The organism is Massilia rubra (genome assembly GCF_011682065.1).
Lineage (GTDB): Bacteria > Pseudomonadota > Gammaproteobacteria > Burkholderiales > Burkholderiaceae_D > Telluria_A > Telluria_A rubra.
Map to the genome: position 1 here is coordinate 31,428 of NZ_VUYU01000022.1, position 25,623 is coordinate 57,050.

General features: G+C 64.4%; 25 protein-coding genes. 12 read left to right on the forward strand and 13 right to left on the reverse strand.

The genetic code is table 11. From position 1 onward, the window contains the following. Positions 1 to 16: 16 nt before the first annotated feature. Both F0185_RS25390 and F0185_RS25395 read right to left on the reverse strand, forming a co-directional pair. Positions 17 to 946: a pseudouridine-5'-phosphate glycosidase gene (locus F0185_RS25390; protein ID WP_167229206.1), complete on the reverse strand. Its 930-nt coding sequence runs from the start codon at positions 944 to 946 to the stop codon at positions 17 to 19. A 2-nt stretch (positions 947 to 948) separates the two neighbouring features. Continuing rightward, positions 949 to 2,094: a carbohydrate kinase gene (locus F0185_RS25395; RefSeq protein ID WP_167229208.1), complete on the reverse strand. Its 1,146-nt coding sequence runs from the start codon at positions 2,092 to 2,094 to the stop codon at positions 949 to 951. A gap of 286 nt (positions 2,095 to 2,380) precedes the next feature. On the opposite strand from F0185_RS25395, the gene xapA reads away from it, so the two are divergent. The 7 genes from xapA (at position 2,381) to F0185_RS25430 (ending at position 11,079) form a co-directional block, all read left to right on the forward strand. Next, positions 2,381 to 3,223, forward strand: coding sequence for a xanthosine phosphorylase (gene xapA / locus F0185_RS25400; RefSeq protein WP_167075734.1), 843 nt, complete (start codon positions 2,381 to 2,383; stop codon positions 3,221 to 3,223). Positions 3,224 to 3,418: 195 nt separating this feature from the next. Then, complete coding sequence (locus F0185_RS25405; RefSeq protein WP_167229210.1) at positions 3,419 to 4,612, forward strand: phosphopentomutase; 1,194 nt, start codon at positions 3,419 to 3,421, stop codon at positions 4,610 to 4,612. Then, positions 4,609 to 5,565 carry a deoxyribose-phosphate aldolase gene (deoC, locus tag F0185_RS25410; RefSeq protein WP_166892934.1) on the forward strand — a complete coding sequence of 319 codons (957 nt, stop codon included), beginning with the start codon at positions 4,609 to 4,611 and terminating at the stop codon, positions 5,563 to 5,565. The genes F0185_RS25405 and deoC overlap by 4 nt, the downstream gene beginning before the upstream one ends. Positions 5,566 to 5,582: 17 nt before the next feature. After that, positions 5,583 to 7,961: an aldehyde dehydrogenase family protein gene (locus F0185_RS25415; protein ID WP_370664062.1), complete on the forward strand. Its 2,379-nt coding sequence runs from the start codon at positions 5,583 to 5,585 to the stop codon at positions 7,959 to 7,961. A 41-nt stretch (positions 7,962 to 8,002) separates the two neighbouring features. Then, positions 8,003 to 9,325, forward strand: a complete 1,323-nt coding sequence (gene deoA / locus F0185_RS25420; protein WP_167229212.1) for a thymidine phosphorylase — start codon at positions 8,003 to 8,005, stop codon at positions 9,323 to 9,325. Between the two features lie 125 nt (positions 9,326 to 9,450). Continuing rightward, positions 9,451 to 9,855, forward strand: a complete 405-nt coding sequence (locus tag F0185_RS25425) for a cytidine deaminase (protein WP_167229214.1) — start codon at positions 9,451 to 9,453, stop codon at positions 9,853 to 9,855. A gap of 3 nt (positions 9,856 to 9,858) precedes the next feature. After that, complete coding sequence (locus F0185_RS25430) at positions 9,859 to 11,079, forward strand: nucleoside deaminase (protein ID WP_167229216.1); 1,221 nt, start codon at positions 9,859 to 9,861, stop codon at positions 11,077 to 11,079. Between the two features lie 16 nt (positions 11,080 to 11,095). Here F0185_RS25430 and F0185_RS25435 read toward each other — a convergent pair whose 3' ends face one another. The 7 genes from F0185_RS25435 to F0185_RS25465 all read right to left on the reverse strand — a co-directional run bounded on the left by F0185_RS25435 (position 11,096) and on the right by F0185_RS25465 (position 15,398). Beyond that, complete coding sequence (locus F0185_RS25435) at positions 11,096 to 11,488, reverse strand: VOC family protein (protein ID WP_167229218.1); 393 nt, start codon at positions 11,486 to 11,488, stop codon at positions 11,096 to 11,098. A gap of 34 nt (positions 11,489 to 11,522) precedes the next feature. Further along, positions 11,523 to 11,954, reverse strand: a complete 432-nt coding sequence (locus F0185_RS25440; RefSeq protein WP_167229220.1) for a VOC family protein — start codon at positions 11,952 to 11,954, stop codon at positions 11,523 to 11,525. An 81-nt stretch (positions 11,955 to 12,035) separates the two neighbouring features. Further along, on the reverse strand, positions 12,036 to 12,794 hold the full coding sequence (locus F0185_RS25445; protein WP_167229222.1) for a LytR/AlgR family response regulator transcription factor: 759 nt from the start codon (positions 12,792 to 12,794) through the stop codon (positions 12,036 to 12,038). A 1-nt stretch (position 12,795) separates the two neighbouring features. Further along, positions 12,796 to 13,686, reverse strand: a complete 891-nt coding sequence (locus tag F0185_RS25450; RefSeq protein WP_167229224.1) for a sensor histidine kinase — start codon at positions 13,684 to 13,686, stop codon at positions 12,796 to 12,798. A gap of 4 nt (positions 13,687 to 13,690) precedes the next feature. Next, a complete protein-coding gene (locus F0185_RS34320) occupies positions 13,691 to 13,972 on the reverse strand; it encodes a hypothetical protein (RefSeq protein WP_187362648.1) in 282 nt (93 codons plus the stop codon). A gap of 131 nt (positions 13,973 to 14,103) precedes the next feature. Continuing rightward, the gene (locus F0185_RS25460) at positions 14,104 to 14,844 is read right to left on the reverse strand and encodes a carbon-nitrogen hydrolase family protein (RefSeq protein WP_187362649.1); all 741 of its coding nucleotides are present in this window, start codon (positions 14,842 to 14,844) and stop codon (positions 14,104 to 14,106) included. Next, the gene (locus F0185_RS25465) at positions 14,844 to 15,398 is read right to left on the reverse strand and encodes a GNAT family N-acetyltransferase (RefSeq protein ID WP_167229226.1); all 555 of its coding nucleotides are present in this window, start codon (positions 15,396 to 15,398) and stop codon (positions 14,844 to 14,846) included. Before F0185_RS25465 ends, F0185_RS25460 begins: the two co-directional genes overlap by 1 nt. Before the next feature lie 205 nt (positions 15,399 to 15,603). On the opposite strand from F0185_RS25465, the gene F0185_RS25470 reads away from it, so the two are divergent. Beyond that, positions 15,604 to 16,116 carry a hypothetical protein gene (locus tag F0185_RS25470; protein WP_167229227.1) on the forward strand — a complete coding sequence of 171 codons (513 nt, stop codon included), beginning with the start codon at positions 15,604 to 15,606 and terminating at the stop codon, positions 16,114 to 16,116. A 69-nt stretch (positions 16,117 to 16,185) separates the two neighbouring features. On the opposite strand, the gene F0185_RS25475 is transcribed toward F0185_RS25470, so the two are convergent. The 4 genes from F0185_RS25475 to F0185_RS25490 are packed head-to-tail and all read right to left on the reverse strand — an operon-like array spanning position 16,186 to position 19,764. Further along, positions 16,186 to 16,878, reverse strand: a complete 693-nt coding sequence (locus F0185_RS25475) for a hypothetical protein (protein ID WP_167229229.1) — start codon at positions 16,876 to 16,878, stop codon at positions 16,186 to 16,188. After that, complete coding sequence (locus tag F0185_RS25480) at positions 16,875 to 17,573, reverse strand: SIMPL domain-containing protein (protein WP_167229231.1); 699 nt, start codon at positions 17,571 to 17,573, stop codon at positions 16,875 to 16,877. Before F0185_RS25480 ends, F0185_RS25475 begins: the two co-directional genes overlap by 4 nt. A gap of 47 nt (positions 17,574 to 17,620) precedes the next feature. Beyond that, positions 17,621 to 18,289 (reverse strand): TetR/AcrR family transcriptional regulator, encoded by a 669-nt coding sequence (locus tag F0185_RS25485; RefSeq protein WP_167229233.1) that lies wholly within the window; start codon positions 18,287 to 18,289, stop codon positions 17,621 to 17,623. Between the two features lie 8 nt (positions 18,290 to 18,297). Continuing rightward, complete coding sequence (locus tag F0185_RS25490) at positions 18,298 to 19,764, reverse strand: aminotransferase-like domain-containing protein (protein WP_167229235.1); 1,467 nt, start codon at positions 19,762 to 19,764, stop codon at positions 18,298 to 18,300. 173 nt (positions 19,765 to 19,937) lie between these two features. Between F0185_RS25490 and aptA the strand changes: the two genes are divergently transcribed. From aptA to preA, 4 genes are all read left to right on the forward strand, one after another. Further along, positions 19,938 to 21,254 (forward strand): omega-aminotransferase AptA, encoded by a 1,317-nt coding sequence (gene aptA, locus F0185_RS25495; protein ID WP_167229237.1) that lies wholly within the window; start codon positions 19,938 to 19,940, stop codon positions 21,252 to 21,254. 4 nt (positions 21,255 to 21,258) lie between these two features. Beyond that, complete coding sequence (locus F0185_RS25500) at positions 21,259 to 22,761, forward strand: CoA-acylating methylmalonate-semialdehyde dehydrogenase (RefSeq protein WP_167229239.1); 1,503 nt, start codon at positions 21,259 to 21,261, stop codon at positions 22,759 to 22,761. A 196-nt stretch (positions 22,762 to 22,957) separates the two neighbouring features. Further along, positions 22,958 to 24,331: an NAD(P)-dependent oxidoreductase gene (locus F0185_RS25505; RefSeq protein ID WP_167229240.1), complete on the forward strand. Its 1,374-nt coding sequence runs from the start codon at positions 22,958 to 22,960 to the stop codon at positions 24,329 to 24,331. Continuing rightward, positions 24,324 to 25,601, forward strand: a complete 1,278-nt coding sequence (preA, locus tag F0185_RS25510) for an NAD-dependent dihydropyrimidine dehydrogenase subunit PreA (RefSeq protein ID WP_167229242.1) — start codon at positions 24,324 to 24,326, stop codon at positions 25,599 to 25,601. Before F0185_RS25505 ends, preA begins: the two co-directional genes overlap by 8 nt. Positions 25,602 to 25,623: the final 22 nt, after the last annotated feature.

Here is a 25,623-nt window from a genome sequence, read left to right on the forward strand (position 1 = left end):
CGTATGGGGTCGGGGGTTAGATCGGCTGCAAACCTGGCAGGTCGCGCATGGCCACGGCCAGTTCGGCGCCCACCTGCGCGTTGTGCTTGACCAGCGCGATGTTGGTCATCAGGCTGCGCCCTTCGGTCAAGGTCTTGATGCGGGCCAGCAGGAACGGGGTGACGAGTTTGCCGGCCACGCCGCCATCGCGCGCTTCGCGCAATGCCTGTTCGGTGATGCTGTCGATTTCATCCTTTTGCATCGCAAACGCTTCCGGCACGGGATTGCTGATGACGATGCCGCCATTGAGGCCAAGCTGCCATTTGGTCTGGATGAAGGCGGCTTGCTCCAGCGCAGAATCGAGCTGGAAGTCGGCCTTGAAGCCGCTGTCGCGCGTGAAGAAGGCCGGGAAGGCCGGCTGGCCGACGCTGATCACCGGTACGCCGTGGGTTTCCAGGTATTCGAGCGTGAGGCCGATGTCGAGGATCGATTTCACGCCGGCGCATACCACCGCCACGTTGGTGCGGGCCAGCTCCTGCAGGTCGGCCGAGATGTCGAAGCTCGTTTCGGCGCCGCGGTGCACGCCGCCGATGCCGCCGGTCACAAAAACGTGAATGCCGGCCAGCTGCGCGCAGATCATGGTGGCGGCCACGGTGGTGGCGCCCAGACGGCCTTGCGAGAGCACGTACGGCAGGTCGCGTCGCGAGACCTTCATCGCGTCGGGCGACGTGGCCAGTAATTCGAGCTGCTCGGCCACCAGGCCGATGCAGATCTTGCCTTCGATGATGGCAATCGTGGCCGGCACCGCGCCGGCGGCGCGGATGACATGCTCGACTTCCTGCGCCATCGTCACGTTTTGCGGGTACGGCATGCCGTGCGAGATGATGGTCGACTCGAGGGCGACGATCGGTTTGCCGGCCGTGCGGGCGGCGGCGACTTCGGGCGAGAACAAGAGGTATTGGTGCATGGTCAGTCCTGGTAAAGAGCGTTGAACGGTTGCTGGGCGCCGGGCAGGGCGTCGGGATTCGGAATCTCGGCGAGCACTTCCGCCGTCAGGTAAGGGCATACGGTTTCTTCGCAGGCGAGCGTCATGGCCGACAATTGCAGGCCGCGCCTGCAGGCCAGCGTCATGTCGTCGCTGCCATGGAACAGGGACCAGCATACCGCAGCGGCAAAGGCGTCGCCCGCACCGGTGACGTCGACGATCTGCGCCGGCGGCGCGTCCAGCTGCGCGATGCCGCCGGCAGTGGTGTAGACCACGCCGGTGGCGCCGCGCGTGACGATGACGTCCTGCGCGCCTTGCGCCTGGATGGTGCGGCAGGCGGCCAGGAAATCGGCGTCGGTCACGAGCCGCGCACCAATGCGCGTTTCGAGTTCGCCCTGGTTCAGGATCAACAGGCGCAGGCCGCGCAGGTCGTCCGGCAGGTGCGCCATTTTCGGCTGCGATACGGCCACCAGCACCAGCGGCACCGAGCCGCGCGCGGCGTCGTCGAGCAGCGCGCGCAGGGTCTCGCGCGGCAGGTTCAGGTCGGCCACGATCAGGGCTCCGACGGCGCGCTGCGGCTGGCGCGTGTCCAGGAAGGCCGGCGTTATGGCGTCGTACAAGGCCATGTCGGCCAGGGCCAGCAGCATTTCGCCATGGTCGTCGAGTACGGCGGTATAGGTGCCGCTGCATACGCCGGTCAGGTGCAGGGTGGCGCGGGTGTCGATGCCGGCCGCCTCGGCATGCGCCAGCAGCGCCTTGCCGGACGAGTCGTCGCCGATGGCGGTGATCAGTGCAACGGGGGCCGACAGGCGCGCCAGGTTTTCCGCGATGTTGCGGGCCACGCCGCCGAACGATTCGTCCTGGCGCGCCGGGTTCGAGGTGCCCATCTTGAGCGTGGCGATGGAGCGCAGCTTGCGATCGAGGTTGGCCGCGCCGAGGCAGACGATGGGCCGGTTATCGGGCAGCACGTAGGCGCGCCCGAGCAGGCGGCGGTCGCGGATCAGGCCCGCGATGTAGCCCGCCACGGCGGAACGCGACAAACCGAGCACGCTGGCCAAGTCCTGCTGCGAGATGAAAGGATTGGCGCGGATCAGTTCGTACAACTGGTCTTTTTTGGAGAGTTCGGTCACAATAAGCAATCATTAAACAATTGTTTTTGATAGTAGACAAATGTCTTAGTGCTGTCAATCAATGATTGTGTCCTGCTCTCCTATAGTGCGCTCGAACGAATGCTGGGGTTCAACTGATTCTAGCGTGGATTTATATGTTGCGCGTATAAATGAGGAAGAAAAATGGTATTTGCCATACATATCACCGATCATGCATAGTTATAATAGTCAGCGAACTCATTCTCCGCGCCGCTTGCAGCATGCACGCCGCGCGGCAGCGCCCTCCCCGAACAGATAAGGAATCCACATGTCGAACAACACCCCCTTCGAAGCCGCCGATATCATCCGCGCCCGCAAACCTGGTTTTGAGCCGCGCGTGGCGATGATCCTCGGTTCCGGCCTTGGCGTACTGGCCGAGCAGATGACCGACGCGGTCTCGATCGGTTTCGACGAACTGCCTGGCTTCCCGATCAGCACCGTGCACGGTCACGCCGGTGAGCTGGTCCTGGGCACCCTGGCAGGTGTGAATGTGGTGTGCATGAAGGGCCGCGGCCACTTTTATGAAGGCTACGGCATGGGCGTGATGACCAGCGCCGTGCGCACCATGAAGCTGCTCGGTTGCGAGATGCTGTTCGTGACCAACGCCGCCGGTTCGCTGCGCACCGAAGTCGATGCGGGCAGCCTGGTGGCCCTGACCGACCATATCAACTGGCTGCCCGGCACGCCGATGGTCGGCCCGAACGACGACCGTTTCGGCCCGCGCTTTTTCAGCATGGCTAATGCCTACGACAGCGATATCCGCAACGTGGTCAAGGAGACCGCGGCGGCCAAGGGCATCACCTTGCACGAAGGCGTGTTCATTGCGTATCCGGGCCCGAACTTCGAGACCGCCGCCGAAATCCGCATGATGGCCAAGCTGGGTGCGGACGTGGTGGGCATGTCGGTGGTGCCGGAAGTGGTGTCGGCGCGTCATTGCGGTTTGAAGGTGGTTGGCGTGTCGGTCATTACCAACCTGGCCGAAGGGATGTCGCCGTTCCCGCTGTCGCACGAGCAGACCTTGAAGTACGCCGCCATCGGCGCCAAGGACCTGGTTGAGTTGATTCCGGCGTTCCTGGAGCGCGTTGCGCAACAACCGCGCGCCGCTGCCTGATTCGATTTGTCGCTGTCGCTGTCCCGATGCCACTAGCCCCAAGGCCGTCGTCCCCGCGCAGGCGGGGATCCATAGCACCTCTGCTCACCGGTGCTATGGGCCCCCGCCTGCGCGGGGGAGACGGCTCGCAAGTTAGCGTTGGCGGATGGTGCGTCCCTCTTCCCGTACCTGAACCTTTCTGAAGCGAGCGATCCCATGTCACGCGCATTTATCCTCCTGCTTGATTCCTTCGGCCTTGGCGCCACGCCAGACGCCGACAAATTCGGCGACGTTGGCGCCAACACCTTCGGCCATATCGCCGCCTGGGCCGCCGAACAAGGCAAGCCTATGCAGCTGCCGAACCTCGAACGCCTCGGCCTCGCCGCCGCCGCCCACCTGGCCAGCGGCGAATGGGCTGCCGGCTTTAACCAGCGCGACGGCTTCACCGGCGCCTACGGCGTGGCGCGCGAGCGCTCCACCGGCAAGGACACCCAGAGCGGCCACTGGGAAATCGCCGGCGTCCCCGTCGAATTCGACTGGGGCTACTTCCCGCGCACCGTGCCATCGTTCCCGGCCGAACTGACCGACAAGCTGCAAGAACTGACCGGCGTGGCCGGCTACCTCGGCAACTGCCACGCATCCGGCACCGACATCATCAACAAGCACGGCGACGAACATGTCGCCACCGGCAAAATCATCGTCTACACCTCGGGCGACTCGGTGATGCAGATCGCCGCGCACGAAGAACACTTCGGCCTGGAGCGCCTGTACGCGGTCTGCGAAGCGGCGTTCGAGCTGGTCAAGCCGTACAACATCGGCCGCGTGATCGCGCGACCGTTCCTGGGCGAGAACGGCAACTACCGCCGCACCAGCAACCGCCACGACTACGCCGTGCCGCCCCCAAGCGCGACGCTGCTCGATCACGTCAAAAACGAAGGCGGAGAAGTCATCGGCCTGGGCAAGATCAGCGACATTTTCGCCACCCAGGGCATTTCGCGCGTGGTCAAGGGCGTGGATAACATGGCCCTGTTCGACGCGCTGCTCAAGGTGGCCGACGAAGCCGGCGACAAGTCGCTCACGTTCGTGAACTTCGTCGACTTCGACCAGGCCTTCGGCCATCGCCGCGACGTGGCGGGTTACTCGAACGCGCTGCACGAAATGGACGCGCGCCTGCCCGAATTCATGGCCAAGCTCAAAGAGGGCGACCTGGTGGTCATTACCGCCGACCATGGCTGCGACCCAAGCTGGCCGGGCTCGGACCACACGCGCGAGCACATTCCGATGATCTTCTTCGGGCCGGGCGTTAGCGCGCGCGCGCTGCCGGTATCGAACACCTTCTCCGACATCGGCGCCACCCTGGCCAAGCACCTCGGCGTCAAACCCCTTTCCAACGGAACCGCTCTGCTATGACTCACAATTCCGCATTCAAACGCAACGAGGTGGTTGGCCTCGATCTCGGCTGGGTCAACCAGATCAAAGTCAATCGCAATGCGTCGGACCGCCGCGCCGCCAGCCTGGCCAATCGCCGCACCGTCAAAAAAGAATACCAGGCCGCGTGGCTGATCAAGGCGCTGCAATGCATCGACCTGACCACCCTCGGCGGCGACGACACGCCGGGCCGCGTCGAGCGCCTGTGCATGAAGGCCATGCGTCCGCTGCGCACCGATTTGATGGAAGCGCTGGGCGTGTCCAACCTGACCACCGGCGCGGTGTGCGTGTACCACGAGATGATCACCCCTGCGGCGAAGATCCTGCAAGGCCGCCTGCCGATCGCCGCGGTATCGACCGCGTTTCCGGCCGGCCTGGCCAGCATGGAAACCAAGGTGCGCGAGATCGAACTGTCGGTCGCCGCCGGCGCCACCGAAATCGATATCGTCATCACCCGCCAGCATGTCCTGATGGGTAACTGGCAGGCCCTGTACGACGAAATGGTCGCTTACCGCAAAGCTTGCGGCGAGGCGCACGTCAAAGCCATTCTCGCCACCGGCGACCTGCTCACGCTGGAAAACGTGGCCAAGGCCTCGTGGGTGTGCATGATGGCGGGCTCGGACTTCATCAAGACCTCGACCGGCAAGGAAGGCGTCAACGCCACCATTCCTGTGGCCCTGACGATGGTGCGCACGATCCGCGAATACCATGAGCAGACTGGCTTCCAGGTCGGCTTCAAGCCGGCCGGCGGCGTGTCGAGCGCCAAGAGCGCGTTGCAGTACCTGACCCTGATGAAAGAGGAATTGGGACGTGAGTGGCTGGAGCCGCATCTGTTCCGCATCGGCGCATCGAGCCTGCTGACCGACATCGAGCGCCAGCTCGAACATTACGTCACCGGGAACTACTCGGCCAACCATCGCCACGCGCAACCATAAACCTCAACGGATTCGTCATGCCAACAATTAACGAGATTCTTCAAACTATGGACTACGGCCCTGCACCCGAGAGCACCAAAGAAGCGCAAGCATGGCTGGACCAGCATGAGCGCCGTTTTGGGCTGTTCATCGATAACGCCTGGCTTGCACCCGCCGACACCTTTGCGTCCACCAATCCGGCCGACGGCAAGGAACTGGCCCAAGTAACCCAGGCCAGCGGCGACGATGTCGATCGCGCAGTGGAAGCGGCGCGTCGCGCCCAGCCGGGCTGGGTGGCGCTGGGCGGCCATGGCCGCGCGCGCGTACTGTACGCGCTGGCGCGGCTGCTGCAAAAGCATGCGCGCCTGTTCGCGGTCCTCGAAACGCTCGACAACGGCAAGACGATCCGCGAAACGCGCGACGCCGACCTGCCTTTGGCCGCGCGTCACTTCTACCATCACGCCGGCTGGGCGCAACTGCAATCGGAAGAATTTGCCGATTACCGCGCCGTGGGCGTGGTGGGCCAGATCGTCCCCTGGAACTTCCCGCTGCTGATGCTGGCCTGGAAAATCGCACCGGCGCTGGCCGCCGGTAACACGGTCGTCTTCAAGCCGGCTGAATTCACCTCGCTGACCGCGCTGCTGTTCGCCGAAATCTGCCAGCAGGCCGGCGTGCCGGCCGGCGTGGTCAACATCGTCACCGGCGACGGCCGCGTGGGTGAAGCCATCGTCAACCATGCGGGCATCGACAAGATCGCCTTCACCGGCTCCACCGAAGTTGGCCGCATCATCCGCAAGGCCACCTCCGGCAGCGGCAAGAAGCTCTCGCTTGAACTGGGCGGCAAGTCGCCTTTCATCGTGTTCGAAGATGCCGACCTGGATGCCGCCGTCGAAGGCGTGGTCGATTCGATCTTCTTCAACCAGGGCCAGGTCTGCTGTGCCGGTTCGCGCCTGCTGGTGCAGGAATCGATCGAAGAGCGCTTCCTCGCCAAGCTGCGCGCACGAATGGACAATCTGCGTCTCGGTTCCCCGATTGAAAAATCGGTGGACATCGGCGCCCTGATCGATCCGATCCAGCGCCAGCGCATCGAAGGCCTGGTCGAAGCGGCCCGCGCCGAAGGCTGCACCATTTACCAGCCAGCGTGCGACATTCCGGCGACCGGCTCGTGGTTCCCGCCGACCCTGATTACCGGCGCATCCACCTCGGCCGGCATCGCCCAGACCGAAGTCTTCGGACCGGTACTCGTTGCGATGAGCTTCCGCACGCCGGTCGAAGCGGTCCAGCTGGCGAACAACACCGTCTATGGCTTAGCTGCCAGCTTGTGGTCCGAGTCGATCAGCCTCGCGCTCGACGTGGCGCCGCAGATCAAGGCTGGCGTGGTGTGGATCAATACCGCCAACCAGTTCGACGCCGCATGCGGCTTCGGCGGCTACCGCGAATCCGGTTTCGGGCGCGAAGGCGGCAAGGAAGGCATGTATGAATACATGACGGCGCTGTCGGAAGACGCGCGTCCTGCGCTGCCCGTGGTGGAAGCCAAGGGCAAGGCCAGGCCGGCCGAGGCGCCAGGTCCGTTCGCCATCGACCGCACCGCCAAGATGTACATCGGCGGCAAGCAGGCGCGCCCTGACGGCGCTTACACCCGCGCGATCACCGGGGCCAATGGCGTGTTTGTCGGCGACGTGGGCGAGGGCGGCCGCAAGGACATCCGCAACGCCGTGGAAGCGGCGCACAAGGCGTCCGGCTGGGCCAAGGCCACCTCGCACAACCGCGCGCAGGTCTTGTATTACATCGCCGAGAACCTGGCGATCCGCGCCGACGAATTCGCGGCGCGCCTGGCGGCCATGACCGGCGCCAAAAATCCCGAGAAGGAAGTGCAGGCCTCGATCGAACGCCTGTTCTACTACGCGGCGTGGGCCGACAAGTACGACGGCCTGGCGCACCAGCCACCGATGCACGGCATCACCGTGGCGCTGAACGAGCCGGTTGGCGTGATCGGCATCATTTGCCCGAACGAGTCGCCGCTGCTCGGCTTCATCTCGCTGGTGGCGCCTGCGCTGGCGCTGGGTAACCGCGTGATCGCGGTGCCGTCGGAAGCGTATCCGCTGGCGGCGACCGACCTGTATCAGGTACTCGACACGTCGGACCTGCCGGGCGGTGCGCTCAACATCATCACCGGCAGCGCCGACGAACTGGCCAAGACGCTGGCGACGCACTCGGACGTGGACGCCGTGTGGCGCCACGACGGTTCGCTTGAGGGCTGCGCCGAAGTCGAGCGCCTGTCGGCCGAATCGCTCAAGCGCACCTGGGTGGGCGGCGGCAAAGGGCGCGACTGGTACGACACCAAACAGGCCGGGGGACGCGCAGTGCTGGCGCACGCGAGCCAGGTCAAGAATGTCTGGATTCCGTACGGCGTGTAAGCCTGCGGCTCAGTGACAACAATATCAAGTAAAGGCAGCACATGTTCTTAAATCAGGAAATCATCCGCAAAAAACGCGATGGCGGGGCTCTCTCAGCTCAAGAGATCCAGTTCTTCGTACGCGGCATCACCGACGGCAGCGTCACCGAAGGCCAGATCGCGGCACTCGCGATGGCCGTCTTCTTCAACGACATGAACATGGATGAACGCGTCGCCTTCACCCTGGCCATGCGCGACTCCGGCCAGGTCATGGAATGGCGTTCGATGAACCTGCCCGGTCCCGTGGTCGACAAGCACTCCACCGGCGGCGTGGGCGACGTGGTTTCGCTGATGCTCGGACCGATGATCGCCGCCTGCGGCGGCTTCGTGCCGATGATCTCCGGCCGTGGCCTTGGCCACACCGGCGGCACGCTCGACAAGTTCGATTCGATTCCCGGCTACTGCACCGTGCCCGATCCGGAACTGTTCCGCAACGTCGTCAAGGACGTCGGCGTGGCCATCATCGGCCAGACCGCGCAACTGGCGCCGTCGGACAAGCGTTTCTACAGCATCCGCGACACCACCGCGACGGTGGAATCGGTGGCGATGATCACCGGTTCGATCCTGTCGAAGAAGCTCTCCGCTGGCCTGGACGCGCTGGTGATGGACGTCAAGGTCGGCACCGGCGCTTTCATGCCGAGTTACGACAAGTCGGTCGAACTGGCCGAGAGTATCGTCGCTGTCGGTAACGGCGCGGGCACGCGCACCTCGGCGCTGCTGACCGAGATGAACGAGTCGCTCGGTCCGGTAGCCGGCAATGCGTTGGAAGTGCGCCTGGCGATGGATTACCTGACCGGCCGTTCGCGTCCGGCGCGCCTGCACGAAGTGACCATGGCGCTGTGCGCCGAGATGCTGGTGCTGGGCAAACTGGCCGCCAACGAAACCGAGGCGCGCGCCAAGCTGCAGGCGGGGCTGGACTCCGGCGAAGCGGCTGAGCGCTTTTCGCGCATGGTGGCGGCGTTGGGCGGCCCGGCCGATCTGGTCGAGCGTCCGGATGCGTATCTGGAAAAGGCGCCGATCGTGGTGCCGGTGCCGGCGCTGCAGGCGGGTTTTGCGACGGCGACCGATTGCCGTGGTTTGGGCCTGGCGGTGGTCAGCCTGGGCGGCGGTCGTCGTCGTCCGGAAGACGCAATCGACTTCGCGGTGGGCTTGACCGGGCTGGTGGAGTTGGGCGACGCGATTGCCGTTGGCCAGCCGCTGGCGATGGTGCACGCGCGCACGCAGGCTGCGGCCGAACAGGCGGTGCGCGAGGTGCAGGCTGCGTACAAGGTTGGCGATACGAAGCCGGCTGCGAATCCGATCATTTACCGTACGATCCGTCCTTAAATCGTCGCACCCGTGCAGGCGGGTGCCCAAGTTCGTTCCGACGCCAACGGCTACGCTGAAAACTTGGGCGCCCGCCTGCGCGGGTGCGACGGTTTTGAGTGCGTAAGAATTAACAGGGACCACCCATGAACTACGAAAAACTCATCACCGAAGCCACCGCAGCCCGCCTGCTGGCCTACACCCCATACTCGAACTTCCAGGTCGGGGCCGCCCTGGAATGCAAGGACGGTCGCATCTTCCGTGGCTGTAACGTCGAAAACGCGTCCTACGGCTTGTGCAACTGCGCCGAGCGCACTGCCTTTTTCAGCGCCATCGCGCACGGCTACAAACCGGGCGACTTCGCCGCGCTCGCTGTCATCGGCCAGACCGACGGCCCGATCGCCCCATGCGGCGCGTGCCGCCAGGTGATCCTGGAACTGGGCGGCAACGACCTGCCGATCGTACTCACCAACCTCAATGGCGACATTCTCGAAACGACGGCGGCCGGCCAGCTTCCGAACGCGTTCGGAAGCTGGGACCTGAAGAAGTAAGCTTTGAAAAAAACCATTGATGTACAGGCCGCGGTAGCACTTGCGGCCATTGAAGCCATCGCCGCCAAGACCCAGGGAACGTTCGGGGTCGGCGGCGTGCTGCTCGACCAGCATGGCAACGTGCTGAAATCACTACAGAACAACGTGGTGCGCGAAGGCCTGATCTTCGACCCGACCGCGCACGGCGAACGCCAGTTGATCGACTGGTACTTCGCCGAGCGCGCCAAGGGCCGCGCCATGCCGCCGCCCGAAGAAATCACCCTCGTCACCTCGCTCGACCCTTGCGCCATGTGCACCGGCGCGATCCTGTCGGCCGGGTTCAACGTGGTCGTCGCCGCGCGCGACGCCAGCGCCGGCATCAATCACGACGCCAGCTTCACGTTCGACTGCCTGCCCGCCGGCCTGCGCGGCCAGGCCGCCGCCACCTTCTTTTACCCGGCCGTGAAAGGTGCATCCCCGTTCGCGCGCGACAGCGCCGGCGCCGCGCCCAAGTCTTTCTTCATCGGGAAAACCATCGCCGAAGCCACCCAGGCGCTTTGCTCGCTGGTGTTCGAAGCGACCTCCGAAAAAGTCCAGTTGCTGCTCAATGGCGACCGTCCGCGCGCACAGTTGAAAAACCCAGCGCTGCTGGAACCCGGCCACCCGCTGGTACGCCAGCTCAAAACCCTGTACCCCGACGCGCTGGCCTACCGCTGCGCGCCGCACAAGCCCGATGCGGGCCTGGCGCCTTATCTGCGCGCAGCCATGGAACGCGACCGCCAGCAGGGCGGGGAGGGCGATGCGGTGGCCTTGCTCGATTCTTTCGGCAACCTGCTGCTGTGTTCACCGGGCCGGCGCGCGCTGTCGGCCATCTGCACCGCGTTCATGGAATGCACGCGCCAGTATGCGCAGCTGCGCTACACCCTGATGCAGGGCCTGGACGCACAGGCGCAGGCCGAGGTGCGCCAGTACCTCGCCCACCCCCGCGAAGGCACGTTCGTCTTCGCGCGCGGGCCAAACGCCAGCGCGCAGAGCTACATGAACCTGGGCGCCTACGGATCGACCATGGAAGGCCCGCTGCCGGAGGATAATCCGGCCCAGTTCCAGTACGTGACGGCAGCGCTGGACGAGCTTGACCTCGCCGCGATCTGCGCGCACATGCCGCCGCTGTACCGCGACATCATCCGCATCCGTCCGCACCAGGTGGCCGACCGGGCGCTGGTGGCGGCGCTGGCGCAGCCATAGCCACAGCCGCGGACCTTCATGCAGCCGTGATATCTGCCTGCATCATCCCGAAGATATTCCCGTCCGGGTCCTTGACGTAGGCCAGCCAGCCGATCCCCGGCACCGCTACCTTGGGCACGCACACCACGCCATGCGGCGAGCCGGAGGCGGCTTTCGCGAGCGAGGCGTCGATATCTTCCACATCGACCGTGATGACGAAGGCGTTGACCGCCGCCTGGCTCTCGGGCAGCGGCCCGCGGCGCGGCAGCAGGCCGCCGTTGATGCCCGGCTGGTCTTCCGGCCCGGTGTGCACCATCCAGTACTCGCCGCCCGCCCATTTGTTGAAGGTCCAGCCGAACAGGCGCTGATAAAAGTCGATGATGGCCTGCGGCTCGGATGCCTGGATTTCGAAGTGGACTGCACGTGACATGGTGTGCTCCTCGATGGCTGCTTATGTGGCTCGATTATTCGAACGGGTCGTAGGTGCCGAAGGTCCAGACGTGGCCCTCCAGGTCGCGGCAGGTAAAGCTGCGCCCGCCGTAGTCTTCATCCTTGAGGTCCATGACGATCTGCGCGCGCGCCGCCAGCACGCGCTCGTAGACGGCGTCGGCGTCGGCCACGACCACGCAGATGGTCTGGGTTTGCGCGCCGCCGATCTCGTCGGGCTGCTTCATCAGTTTGCTGTATTCGGAGTCGATGGCCGAGGTCGAGCCCAGCATCACCATGCCGTTGCCGAAGGTTAATTGCGCGTGGAGGATGGTGTTGTTGTCTCCGGGGACGACGAGTTGCTTTTCGAAACCGAAGTTATTGCAGAGCCATTCGATGGCGGCCGGGGCGTTGCGGTAGCGCAGGCACGGAATGACGTTGGCGCGGGTTTGCTTGGGAGTTGCTGACATATTCCTTCTCCTGGGTAGGTAATCGGGAAAAGCAGGGTTTTTCAAGCTCCCTATGGTACTGGATTATCGGGGCCGTGGCGCTTACATTTGCTGGAACAGATGCGCGTGATTGCGGCTCACTTCCAGCAGCGTCGGGTGGTTGCGCACCCTGAGCATCTGGCGTCCGCGCTCGTCGCGCGTGACCTCGGCAATGGCGTCGACCCGCACCAGCGTGGAGCGGTGGATGCGCCAGAATTCGTCGGGATCGAGTTCGTCGGCCAGTTCCTTGAGCGTTTTGCGGATCAGCAGTTCGGCCTGCGCCGTCTGCACTAGCGTGTACTTGTCGTCGGACTGGAAATACAGGATTTCGCGGGTGCTGATCATGCGCAGGTTGCTGCCTACCTGGGCCTGGATCCAGCGCAGGTAAGCGGGTTTTTTGGTTTCGCCTTGTTGCAGGATCTGCGTCAGTTGGCGCAATTGTTCGCCGATGTTATCGGGTGCCTGGGTCAAGCGCGTGCGCAGGCGCTCGCACGTCACGCGCAGGCGCTCGGCCACCACGGGCTTGAGCAGGTAATCCATCGCGCCCTGCTCGAAGGCATCCAGCGCGTATTGGTCGTAGGCGGTTACGAACACGATGTGGCAGCGGTTGTACAACCGGCGCGCCGCTTCGATGCCGCCCTGGCCCGGCATGCGGATGTCGAGGAAGACGATGTCGGGCTGGTGCCGTTCCGCCATGGTAACGGCATCGAGGCCGTTGCTTGCCTCGCCGACGATGACCAGCTCGGGCCAGGCCTCGGCCAGGCGCGCGCGCAGTTGGTCGCGCATGGGCGATTCGTCGTCGACAATGAGGGCGCTTGCCATGTCAGTTGACCTCTTGAGATGAATAGGGCACGCGCAGCGACGCCAGCGCGCCGCCCTCGAGCGGCATTTCGATCACCAGTTCCGCGCGTGACCCGAACAGCAGGAACAGGCGCTCGCGGATATTCGCCAGGCCCACGCCGTCACCGGCATGCATGTTAAAGCCAACGCCATTGTCGCGCACATCGACGTGCATGGCGTCGCCCACCAGGCGCGCGCCGACGTCGATGCGGCCGCCCTCGATTTTTGGTTCGAGGCCGTGCTTGATGGCGTTTTCGATCAGGATCTGCAGCATCATCGGCGGGAAGGGCGTGTGTTCCAGGTGCGCGGGCACGTCGAAGCTGACCGCCAGCCGCTCCTTCATGCGCGCCTGCATGATCGACAGGTAGGCGCGCGAGAGCTGTACCTGGCGCCCCAGGGTGCCGCCACCGGTCGCGCGCATCTGCGGCAGGGTGGAGCGCAGGTATTCGATCAGGTGCATGTGGATGCGCGCGGCCTGCGGCGGATCGGTTTCGATCAGTTGGCCGATCAGGGCCAGGGTGTTGAACAGGAAGTGCGGCTCGACCTGCGCCTGCAGGGTTGCCATCTGCGCTTCGAGCAGGCGCCGTTCGAGCACGGCGACATTGGCTTCGGCGGTCGCTTCCCTGGCCACCAGTTCAGCCTTGCGCTTGCCGCCGGCGAGCACTTTTACGCCGTACGAGATGATGATGTACCAGATCGCCGGTTCGGGCAGGGTCAGGATCAGGCCGAAGGCCATGGCCAGGAACCAGGTGATGAACAGTTGCCGCCATTCCACCAAGGCAAGCCAGTCGAAGAAGTTCCACCATAACACTGTGGCTTGCGCAAGTGAATCGCGCAGGAAATCCATTATCTTGTTCAGCTGGCTTGCTTTCACGCTGTTATTCGCCTTCGGTCTTGACCGGGGTGTAGGGCGTGGCCGGGCCGCGCGTGGCGCGGTCGCTCACGTAGCCGTTCACCAGTTTGATGACCATGAACAACACGAACAAGGTGAGCACCAGCGGCACGATGGTCAGCAGCAAGGCCAGGCCGACGGCGCTGAGCATCAGGGTCGGCCAGGACATGGTGGAAATGGCGCCGACGGCGTATTTGGCTGCCTTGACCAGGGTGCGGCCGAGGTCTTCCAGGCTGGCAAAAAAGGACGTAAAGGCAGGGTTGTTCATTTGCTTCTCCAGGGGAGGGTTGTCGATGGAGAGACTGTAGCAAGCGTACGGGGAATGCTCTACGATTGTCCGACGAAGTGCATGAAATGGGGGGTGATTGGCGTGGAGGGGCGATAAGCGGGCCGGCATCCCTACGCCAGCGCCACGACCTTGCCGCCATGGTCGTCTGCGATCACCAGCATCTCGCCCGGACCTGGCGCGGCGACGATCAGCTCTCCACCGGAGGCCCAGATCGCGCTGCGGCCGGCGCTCTGGTATCCGCCCGATGCGTGCGCGTGATTGGCCATCAGCACAGCCATCCCGAACAGCTTCGCATAGCCGGCCAGCTGCCCGGTATCCTTGTCGTACCCGCCTGCGGAAATGAGCGAGCCGGCCGCGTACAGCTCGGCCCCGGCCACCGCCGCGGCGTGCGCGTGCTGCTGCTGGCCGGTGTCGGCGCAAATCGCCAGCGCCACCCTGGTGCCGCGCACATCGTGCAACTGGCTGATGGCGCTGCCGGCCGTGACGTGCTGTTCCTCCCCCGCATGCAGGAAGTGCTTGCGGTAGCTTGATGTGCGCCCGACCGGATGATAGGTGATCGCGCCGATGGAAGGCAGCGCACCGGCGTTGGTCAGCGGCGCGCCAACCACGATGGTCATATTGGCGCTGGCGGCGCGCTCGCGCAGCGGCGCAAGGCGGATGTCGTCGGCCTTGAGCGCGCTGGCGCCCATCCCGGCCAGCTCGTAGCCGCACAGGGACAGTTCGGGGAACACCAGCAGCTGCACGCCGGCCGCGCCGGCGGCGTCGATGAAGGCCAGATGGCGCGTGACGTTGGCCGCGATATCGAGCGGCGCGCAGGCATACTGCGCCGCCGCGTAGCGCAGGCCGGCCATCAGATGCTCTCCCAGCCGCGCCGCAGCAGGCCGTAGAACGCGGTGTCGCAGATTTCGCCGTTGACGATCCAGCGTTCCGGCATGTAGCCTTCTTTTTGAAAGCCCATGCGTTCGAGCAGCTTGGCCGAGGCCAGGTTGCGCGGGTCGATATCGGCTTCGATGCGGTTCATGTTCATTTCCTTGAACAGGTAATCGAGCGTGACGCGCATCGCTTCGCTCAGGTAGCCCTGGCCCCAGAAGGCGCTGGCCAGCGCGTAGCCGATTTCGCAGCGGCGGTTCTGCGCATGGAAGGCATGCGGGTTGATGGTGCCGATCAGCTTGCCCGTCTCGCGCAGGACCAGCGCCATTTTCATGCTGCTGCCGTCGCTGTAGCCGTCCAGCGCGCGCGCTATTTCGGCGTCGCCCTGGGCCGGGTCGGTCCAGGCGGTGCCGCTGAAGTAGCGCATCACGAGCGGGTCGGAGTGGATGGTGTACAGCGCTTGCGCGTCGCTGGCGTGCAGGAAGCGCAGCGTCAGGCGTTCGGTCTGGAGGGTGATGGGAGCAATTTCGGACATGGGACAGCCTGCTGGATGGGTAATTGACAAGAATACACCAATGTCGCAAATCGGGCATGCCGCTGCGTCGTCTTGCGGCATTGATTGTTTCCACGTGACAAAAACAGCACGACCTGATCCCACGCGCACCCAAGGCATGGTCCTACTCGCATGCATAGCTTGCAATGTAAGAATGTCTGTTCGATATCCTCATCAGGAGACAGGCATGAAAACCAAGATCGCAATGACGCTCGTCGCACTCATGGTCGGCGGCGCCGCGCTGGCGCAAACCCAGGGCGGCGCCACGACCGGATCGAGCGCCACCAATACCGGCACGGCCGCACGCGGCGATGCGTCGAGGGCCAATCCGGACCGGCAGAATCGCAACCGCACCAAAGCGCCGCAAAACCGCGACAAGGCGCCGGAAGAGCGCGACGTGGCGAACGATCCGCGCGATAGCACCACGGCCACCGGGACTGGCGCCAACAGTGGCAACACTGCCGCCCGCGATGCGACGCGCGATGCCGACCGCTCGTCGACCAGCGGCGGCAGCGAGATGCGCGGTTCGTCGGGCGCCAGCGGCGCCACCGGCACCAATGGCGTCAATAACAACGGCACGACCAGCACCAATGAACCGGCCCGCAATGGCGATGTGCCTTCGCCGCGCACCGGCGGCATGTCCGGAGCCGGCCCTGCCACGGGGTCGACCGACAAATCGGCGGTGCCGCCAGTGAGGTAACTTCAACTGGCGAGCACGCCGCCAGGAACGCCGGCTACGGTGTTCCCGGCGGTGGCATGTACGGTACGGTCAGGTGTCGTGACAGACCGTTTCTTCGATCTTGAAGCCCAGTGCCGGACGCAGCGCATCCATCTGCGCATCGACCAGTGCTTCAGGCACGAGGTTGGGCACCCGCACTTTGCGCAGCTTGAGCCGATCATCGAGATAGCTGATGTCGATGCCGCAAGGGTTGTTGTAACTGCTGTATTGAAATGGGCAAACCGACGTGATCGCGTCAAACGACAGCCTCATGATCCTGATCCGGTCGCCCGAGCCTGGAAGATGCAGCACGATCCGCTCCCCCTCCAGGTCGATCTGGTAAAACGTCACGTTCCCGAGCGACTGCCCGCAGATCATGCCAAGTCCTATCATTCCCGCAACCATGAACCACGCCACGGCCGCACCCGAATTGTTCGCAAACCAGGCCTGGGTTTTGCCGCTGGCCAGTAGCGCCCCGAAAAAGAATACATGGATGAGCACGAAAGTCGTCTTGTAGGGCCGTTCAGTGATAAACGACAAGGCCGGAAACCTTGGCGGCGCGTCTTCCGGCGCGTTTTTATCGTGGTGCTCGGCGCACCATTCCAGTATGACAGGGGCGGCGGGCGGTGCAGGCTTCTTGACGGCCTTGCGCGCTGCCACCGCCTGCGCTTTTACCACCTGCGCTTGCGCGCTGCGTACACGCTTGCCCTTCTGGCGCAGCCGGCGCGACCGGGGTACTGTCATGCGCCATCGGCCGGCGCGACAGCGGCAATGCCGAAGCGCACCCGGTAGCGCAGCATGCTGACCCGCCTGGCGCCTTCGAGTTCGATGTACGCCGGTTCGTTATCGTCGCCCGAAGCGCCTCCGATCGAACGCATGGCGCCGGCCCTGGCCCAGCCCTGGTCGCCGAAGGCGCCGGAATGCTCGATGTGCGCTCCAAGGGACTCGACCTGCGAGACGAACGCCAGCCGCACGCCCGCTTCCGCCGCGATGATGCTGGCCGCATTGCGCGCGTTGGCGATCGCCGCAGCATGGGCGGCTGTGCGCTCGGCCTCGGACGCGTCAAATTTGGGCGCGAGCATGGACACGCTCAGGGTGTAGCGCTGGTGTTCGAAAATCGGCTGCAGCGCGTCGAGCGCAACATACAGGCGCTTCGCTTCGGCACAGGCGAGCAAAATCTTGAAGGTGCGTTCCTGCCCCGGTTTGTTCTTTTTCCAGAACCAAGGCTGCCAGATGGCGTTGCCGCCCTCGCTCATTTCGTCCGGTGCGATGCCCGAGCTTTTGAGCACGCGGATGCAGTCGTCGCGCAGCGCGCCCGCTTCGGTGATGGCGTTGTCGGTGGTGGTGGCGCGCACCGAAATCGACAGGTCGGCGCGGTAGGTGGTCACTTGTTCGATCAGCGAAGACTCGCCGGTTACTTCGATATACGATTCCGTCATGGTGTCTTTATGGGCGTTGTTTTCAAATGGGCTTGTCCCGATGAGAATCATACGGCATCGGCGCGGGCGGCCGTGCCGGGCATGGACACCGCCGCCAGCACCATGTGCGTGATCATCGCTTCGGCGTCGTCGAAGTCCTTGCGCGTTAGCTGCCTGCGGTTCAGCACCAGCGCCATCTGCGCCGAAAAATCGGCGTACGACTGCGTCATGGCCCAGATGGCGAACAGCAGGTGGGTGGCGTTGATCGGGCCGATGCGGCCTTCGCCGATCCAGCGTTCGAACACCTCGATATCCTTGCGCAGCAGCGGCACCACGCGGCTCTGGATCTGCTGGCCGTACAGCTGCGCCCCGCTGATCACCTCCATCGCATACACGCGCGAAGCCCACGGCTGGTCGCGCGAAAAGCGCAGCTTGGCCTGGATGTACGCGCGCAGCACGTCGTGCGGCTCCTGGGTCGGATCGGCCAGGGTAGCCATGCGCGCCAGCCAGTCATCGAGCACGCCATCGAGCACGCGTTCGTACAGCGCCTGCTTGGTCGGAAAATAGTACATCAGGTTTTGCTTCGACAGGCCGGCCTGCTCGGCGATGGTGGCGATCGAGGTGCCTTCGTAGCCGCATTCGGCGAACACGCGCACGGCCACGCCGGCGATGTCGGCTTCGAGCTTGTCGCGATTGAGGATGCGGCGCTTGACGGCGGGAGTCTTGGTGGCGGCCATGGTCACTTTCAGCGTAGCGATTGCAAGAAGCCGATCAACGCGGGCGCATCGGCGGCGTACGCCACGTTGAAGCGGAACCAGATGCTCGGGGAAGGGCGCAGCATGAAAAATTCGTACGGCGAGAGCAGGATGCCGGCGCGCAGCGCGCGGTCGGCGATGACCTTGCCGTTGAACTCCGGCGTGGGCGCGAGCGGCCAGCCGGCGCTGACGAACATGCCGCCGCGCGGCCGGGCCAGCGGCTCCATGCCCGCCTCCTGCAAGCGCTCGATGGTGCGTTCGCGCCCCGAGCGCAATTGATCGGTCAGGCGTTCGACCATGCGCTTGTAAGGCCGCGCCGAAATGGCGTGGTACACCGCGCGCTCGTTGATTTCGGAGGTGGTCAGCCCGGTCAGCATCTTCACGCGCAGCAGTTCGGGAATGAGCGAATTCGATGCGCAGATCGAGCCGACCCGCAGCACCGGCGAGAGGGTCTTGGAAAAGCTGCCGACCCGGATCACGCGCCGCAGTCCATCCATGGCGGCCAGCGAGGCGTCGCCGCCGGCTGCCAGTTCGCGGTAGATGTCGTCTTCCACCAGCCAGAAGTCGAACTGCTCGGCCGCCAGCAGCAGGCGGTGCGCCTGCGCCTGCGTGAGCGAGGTGCCGAGCGGATTTTGCAGCACGGTGTTGACGAACATGAGCTTGGGCTGGGTGCTTGCCGCCTGCGCCATCAGGGCGTCCATATCCAGCCCGTCCGGGCCGCGTGGAATGCCGACCGCAATGCAGCCGTGATGGCGGATCAGCGAGAGCAGGTTGCTGTAGCCCGGGTCCTCGACAAAGACCGTGTCGCCCGGCTTGGTGAGCGTGCGCAGGATCAGGTCGAACGCGTGGGTGGCGCCGTTGGTGAGCAAGATCTGGTCCGGGCTGGCCGCGAACAGCTCATCGGCCAGGGTGCCGGCCAAGTGCTGGCGCAGCGTGGGAAAACCAAGCGGATGGCCGTAGCCGCGCAGGCGGCTGGCCGGAATTTTCATCGCGTGGCGTACCGCGTCGAGCACCGTGTCGTCGCCATACCATTCGGGCGGCAGCCAGCCAGCGCCGACCGGCAGCGCGTCCGACACGCCGGAATACAGGTCCGGGGTCAGGGCGTCGATGGCGGCGGGCGTGGGCTGCAGCGCCAGTTGCTGCGGCGCGCTGGCCGCCTCGCTGCGCGCCACGAAGAAGCCGGAACCACGGCGCGAACTCAACAGCCCCAGGGTGAGCAGGCGGTCGTACGATTCCACCACCGTGAAGGTGCTCACGCCATTACACTTTGCGAAACGTCGAACCGAGGGCATCTTTGTGCCCACGCGCAGTTCGCGCCGGTTTACCATCAGCGTGATGGCCGCCACGATCTGGTCGACCAGGCCGCCGCGCTTGCTGCGCTCGATCGCCAGCACCGGCCAGCCATCCCCGCAATTGCCAGGAGGCACTTCGTCACGCAGAACGTCGCTCTCATCCATCCACATGTCCTTTGCTGCGGTGCCGCAAACTGTATTGTTTGCGCTACCGATACGGTTGGCGGGTTTTGCGATTTGTGTATATGTGCCATAGTTGATCTGCTGACTATTATTGCATCATCATTTTGCCAACTGGTAAATTATTTTTTTAGTTGTAAAAACTATCGGAGAGTCGCATGAACGAGTCCAGACCCGCATCGATGTCGTCGTTTTGGATGCCATTTACCAATAATCGCGACTTCAAAGCCAACCCGCGCCTGCTCGTCTCGGCCGAGGGGATGTACTACAAGGATGTCGACGGCAACACCGTGCTCGACGGCACCGCCGGCCTGTGGTGCGTGCCTTGCGGGCATGCGCAGCCGAAGATCGTGGCCGCCGTGCGCGAGATGGTCGGCCAGCTCGACTTCGCCCCCACCTTCCAGATGGGCCACCCGGCCGCCTTCGACCTGGCCGAAAAGCTGATGGACTACACCGGCCACCGTTTCGGCCACGTCTTCTACACCAACTCCGGTTCGGAGGCGGTGGATACGGCGCTGAAGATGGCGCTGGCGTACCACCGCGCACGTGGTGAAGCGGGGCGCACGCGCTTGATCGGGCGCGAACGCGGCTATCACGGCGTCGGTTTCGGCGGTATTTCGGTTGGCGGCATCGGCGGCAACCGGCGTACCTTCGGGCCGCTGCTGCCGGGTGTCGACCACCTGCCGCACACGCACAACCTTGAGAAGAACGCATATTCGCGCGGCGAGCCGGAACACGGCGCCAACCTGGCCGATGAACTGGAACGCATCGTCGCGCTGCACGATGCATCGACCATCGCCGCCGTCATCGTGGAACCGGTGGCCGGGTCCACCGGCGTGCTGATTCCGCCGAAAGGGTATCTGAAACGCCTGCGCGAACTGTGCACCAAGCACGGCATCCTGCTCATTTTCGATGAAGTCATTACCGGCTTCGGACGCCTGACCACGCCGTTCGCGTTCGATTACTTCGACGTGATTCCGGATATGGTTACCGCCGCCAAGGGCCTGACCAACGGCATGGTGCCGATGGGCGCGGTGTTCACCCAACAGCATATCCACGACGCCTTCATGGACGGCCCGGCCGGCATCGAGCTGTTTCATGGCTATACCTATTCGGGTCACCCGCTCGCCTGCGCCGCCGCGCTGGCCACGCTGGAAGTGTTCGAAGAGCAGAAAATCCTCGATAACGCCAAGGCCGTGCAGGAATACTGGACCGACGCGGTGCATTCGCTCAAGGGCCTGCCGCACGTGATCGATATCCGCACGATCGGGCTGGTGGCCGGCATCGAGCTGGCGCCGATCGACGGCAAACCGGGAGCGCGCGCGTTCAGCGCCTTCAAAAAAGCGTTTGCCGATGGCGTGTTGATTCGCACCACTGGCGACATCATCGCCCTGTCGCCACCGCTGGTACTCGAGAAGAAGCACATCGACGAGTTGTTCGGCAAGCTGGCAACCATCCTCAAAAACCTGGACTGACCCCATGAGCAATCTCGATACCATCACGCATTTCATCAACGGCGCCAAGGTCGATACGGCCAGCGGCCGCTACGCCGACGTGTTCAATCCCGCCATGGGCGAACCATGCGCGCGCGTGGCGCTGGGTACGGCGGACGATGTGAATGCCGCCGTCGCCGCGGCCGCCGCGGCCTTTCCGTCGTGGTCGGCCACGCCGCCGCTGACGCGCGCGCGGGTCTTGTTCAAGTACCTGCAACTATGCCAGGCGCATACCGACGAATTTGCGGCCATGCTCACGCGCGAACATGGCAAGACGTTTTCCGACGCGCAGGGTGAAGTGGCACGTGGTATCGAGATGGTGGAATTCGCGGTCGGGATTCCGCAACTGCTCAAGGGCGAATTCACCGACCAGATCTCGCGCGGCATCGACGCCTGGTCGATGCGCCAGGCGCTCGGCGTGGTGGCGGGAATCACGCCGTTTAACTTCCCGGTAATGGTGCCGATGTGGATGTTCCCGGTGGCGATCGCCTGCGGCAACACCTTTGTACTCAAGCCGTCCGAGCGCGATCCGTCGGCCTCCTTGCTGCATGCGAAGCTGCTCAAGGAAGCGGGCCTGCCGGACGGCGTGTTCAATGTGGTCCAGGGCGACAAAGTCACCGTCGACGCGCTGCTCGATCACCCGGATGTGCAGGCGATCAGTTTTGTTGGCTCGACTCCGATCGCCGAGTATATTTACGCGCGCGGCAGCGCTAGCGGCAAGCGGGTGCAGGCGCTGGGCGGGGCCAAGAACCACATGGTGGTCATGCCCGACGCCGACATGGACATGGTGACCGACGCCCTGATTGGCGCGGCCTTCGGATCGGCCGGTGAGCGCTGCATGGCCATTTCGGTGGTGGTGGCGGTGGGCGACGCCGGCGACAAACTGATTGGCGCGCTGGGCCAGCGCACCGCCGCGCTCAAGATCCGCGACGGCATGGCATCGGATGCCGAAATGGGGCCGGTGGTCAGTGCCGCAGCCAAGGAACGCATCGAGCGTTTGATTGGCGAAGGCGTGGAGCAGGGCGCGACCCTGGTGGTCGATGGGCGCAACTGCAAGGTGCCGGAGCGCGAGAACGGCTTCTTCGTGGGCGGCACGCTGTTCGATCACGTGACGCCCGATATGACGATCTACAAGGAAGAGATTTTCGGGCCGGTGCTGTGCGTGCTGCGCGCGCCGGACGTCGCCACGGCGGTCAAGCTGATTAACGCCAACGAGTACGGCAACGGCGTGGCGATCTACACGCGCGACGGCGGCACCGCGCGCGAGTTCGTGCGCCAGATCCAGGTCGGCATGGTGGGGGTGAACGTGCCGCTGCCGGTGCCGATGGCGTTCAACAGCTTCGGCGGCTGGAAGCGCAGCATGTTCGGCGACCACCACGCCTACGGTCCGGAAGGCGTGCGCTTTTATACGCGGCACAAGGCGGTGATGCAGCGCTGGCCGAACACGGCGAGTGCTGGCGTGGAATTTGCTTTTCCACAGATGAAGTAGAAGACCCTGTAAGCGGGTGATGCGTACGGTTAGCCGATAAACCGTCGCCCCCGCGCCGGCGGGGGCCCAAGTTAGCTCCGTAGCCAGCGACTGAGCATCGGACTTGGGCCCCCGCCTGCGCGGGGGTGACGGCGATCAGGTTAGCGTCGACGCTCCGCAAAGTGGGTGAACACATTACAAAAACAGGGATGTAAAAATGATCGAATCTCTCAAGCACCTGCCGCACGCGGCCAGTTCCAGCACCGCACTGGCCGAACAGTTCACCGACCTCGCACCGGCGCTGACAAGCCGCCAGGCCGCCATCGAAAGCGCGCGCTGCCTGTACTGCTACGACGCGCCGTGCACGCGCAGCTGTCCGTCCGAAATCGACGTGGCCAGCTTTATCCGCAACATCCACGACCAGAACATCAACGGTGCGGCGGCGGGCATCCTCAAGCAGAACATCCTGGGCGGAAGTTGCGCCCGCGTGTGCCCGACCGAGATCCTGTGCGAAGACGCCTGCGTGCGCAATCACGATGAAGAAGGCCAGCCCGTCAAAATCGGCCTGCTGCAACGCCATGCGCTCGATCACGCCTCCTTTACCTCCTATCCCTTCCAGCGCGCCGAGCGCACCGGCAAGAAGATCGCCGTGGTCGGCGCCGGCCCCGCCGGCCTGTCGTGCGCGCATCGCCTGGCCATGCTGGGCAACGATGTCGTCATCTTTGAAGCACGCGCCAAGTCCGGCGGCCTGAATGAATACGGCATCGCCAAGTACAAGCTGACCGGCGACTTCGCCCAGCGCGAGGTGGAGTTCTTGCTCAGTATCGGCGGCATCGACGTGCAGCACGGCCGCATCCTCGGCGTGAACCTGCACCTGCACGAGCTGCACGCGCAGTACGACGCCATATTCCTTGGCCTGGGCCTGAACGCCAGCCGCCAGCTTGGACTGACGGGCGAAGACGCGCCGGGCCTGATGGCGGCGGTCGACTACATCGCCGACCTGCGCCAGGCAGCCGACCTGGCGACGCTGCCGGTGCCCAAGCGCGCCATCGTCATCGGCGCCGGCAACACGGCAATCGACATGGCGGTGCAGATCAAGCGCCTCGGCGCGGAAGACGTGACGCTGGTCTACCGGCGCGGTGCGGAGTCGATGAGCGCGACGCACCACGAACAGGATATCGCCAAGGCCAATATGGTGCGTATCCGCACCTGGGCGGCGCCGCTGGAAGTGCTGCTCGACGATGCGGGCCGCGTGCGCGGCATGCGCTTTGAAGAAACGCGCCTGGATGGCGGACGCCTGAACGGCACCGGCGCCTTTATCGAGATCGCCGCCGATGCCGTGTTCAAGGCGATCGGCCAGAGCATGGACCCGGTGGGTTTGTCGGACCAGATGGCGCAGCAGATCACGCGCGAGGGCGACAAGATCCACGTCGACGCGCAGTTCCGCACGGCGCTGACGGGCATTTACGCGGGCGGCGACTGCGTCGCGCCGGGGCAGGACTTGACGGTTCAAGCAGTCCAGCATGGCAAGCTGGCGGCGATGGCCATTCACAATGACATCCAATTCAAGGTGGAGGCTTCCCATGGCTGACCTGAGCATCGAATTTTGCGGCATCAAGTCCCCCAATCCGTTCTGGCTGGCCTCCGCGCCACCGACCGACAAGGCCTACAACGTGGTGCGTGCCTTCGAGGCGGGATGGGGCGGGGTGGTCTGGAAGACGCTCGGCGAAGACCCGGCCGCGGTCAACGTGTCGTCGCGCTACTCCGCCTTGTACGGCAAGAACCGCGAGGTGATCGGCTTTAACAACATCGAACTCATTACCGACCGCTCGCTGGAGATCAACCTGCGCGAAATCACGCAGGTGAAAAAGGACTGGCCGGACCGCGCCATGATCGTCTCGCTCATGCTGCCATGCGAAGAAGCGCTGTGGGCCGAAATCTTGCCCAAGGTCGAGGCAACCGGCGCGGACGGCATCGAGCTCAATTTCGGCTGCCCGCACGGCATGCCGGAACGCGGCATGGGCGCGGCGGTGGGTCAGGTGCCCGAATACGTGGAGATGGTCACGCGCTGGTGCAAGAAGCACTCGAAGCTGCCGGTGATCGTCAAGCTCACGCCGAACATCACCGACGTGCGTAAACCTGCGCGCGCCGCCAAGGCCGGTGGGGCCGATGCGGTTTCGCTGATTAACACCATCAACTCGATCACCCACCTTGACCTGGACCGCATGGTGGCGCTGCCGATCGTGGGCAATGCGAGCACGCACGGCGGCTACTGCGGCGCGGCGGTCAAGCCGATTGCGCTGAACATGGTCGCCGAAATCGCGCGCGATCCGGAGACGCATGGCTTGCCGATTTCTGGCATCGGCGGCATCGGCAACTGGCGCGATGCGGCCGAATTCATCGCGCTGGGCGCAGGCTCGGTACAGGTGTGCACGGCGGCGATGCTGCACGGGTTCCGGATCGTGGAGGAGATGAAGGACGGCCTGTCGCGCTGGATGGACGAGAAGGGCTACAAGACCATTGCGGAGTTTTCGGGCAAGGCGGTACCCAACACGACTGACTGGAAATACCTGGACATGAACTACCAGGTGATCGCGCAGATCGACCAGGACAAGTGCATCAAGTGCGGCAAATGCTATGTGGCGTGCGAAGATACGTCGCACCAGTCGATCTCCCAGTTGATCGACGCGGCGGGCACGCGCACGTACGAAGTGATCAAATCCGAGTGCGTCGGGTGTAATCTGTGCGAGATTACCTGTCCGGTGGAAGCGTGCATCACGATGGTGCCGCAGGAGACCGGGAAGGCGTACATGAACTGGACGCAGGATCCGCGTAATCCGAGGGCGGAAGTGCTTAGTTAGCCCTTGAGCCGTCGTTCCCGTG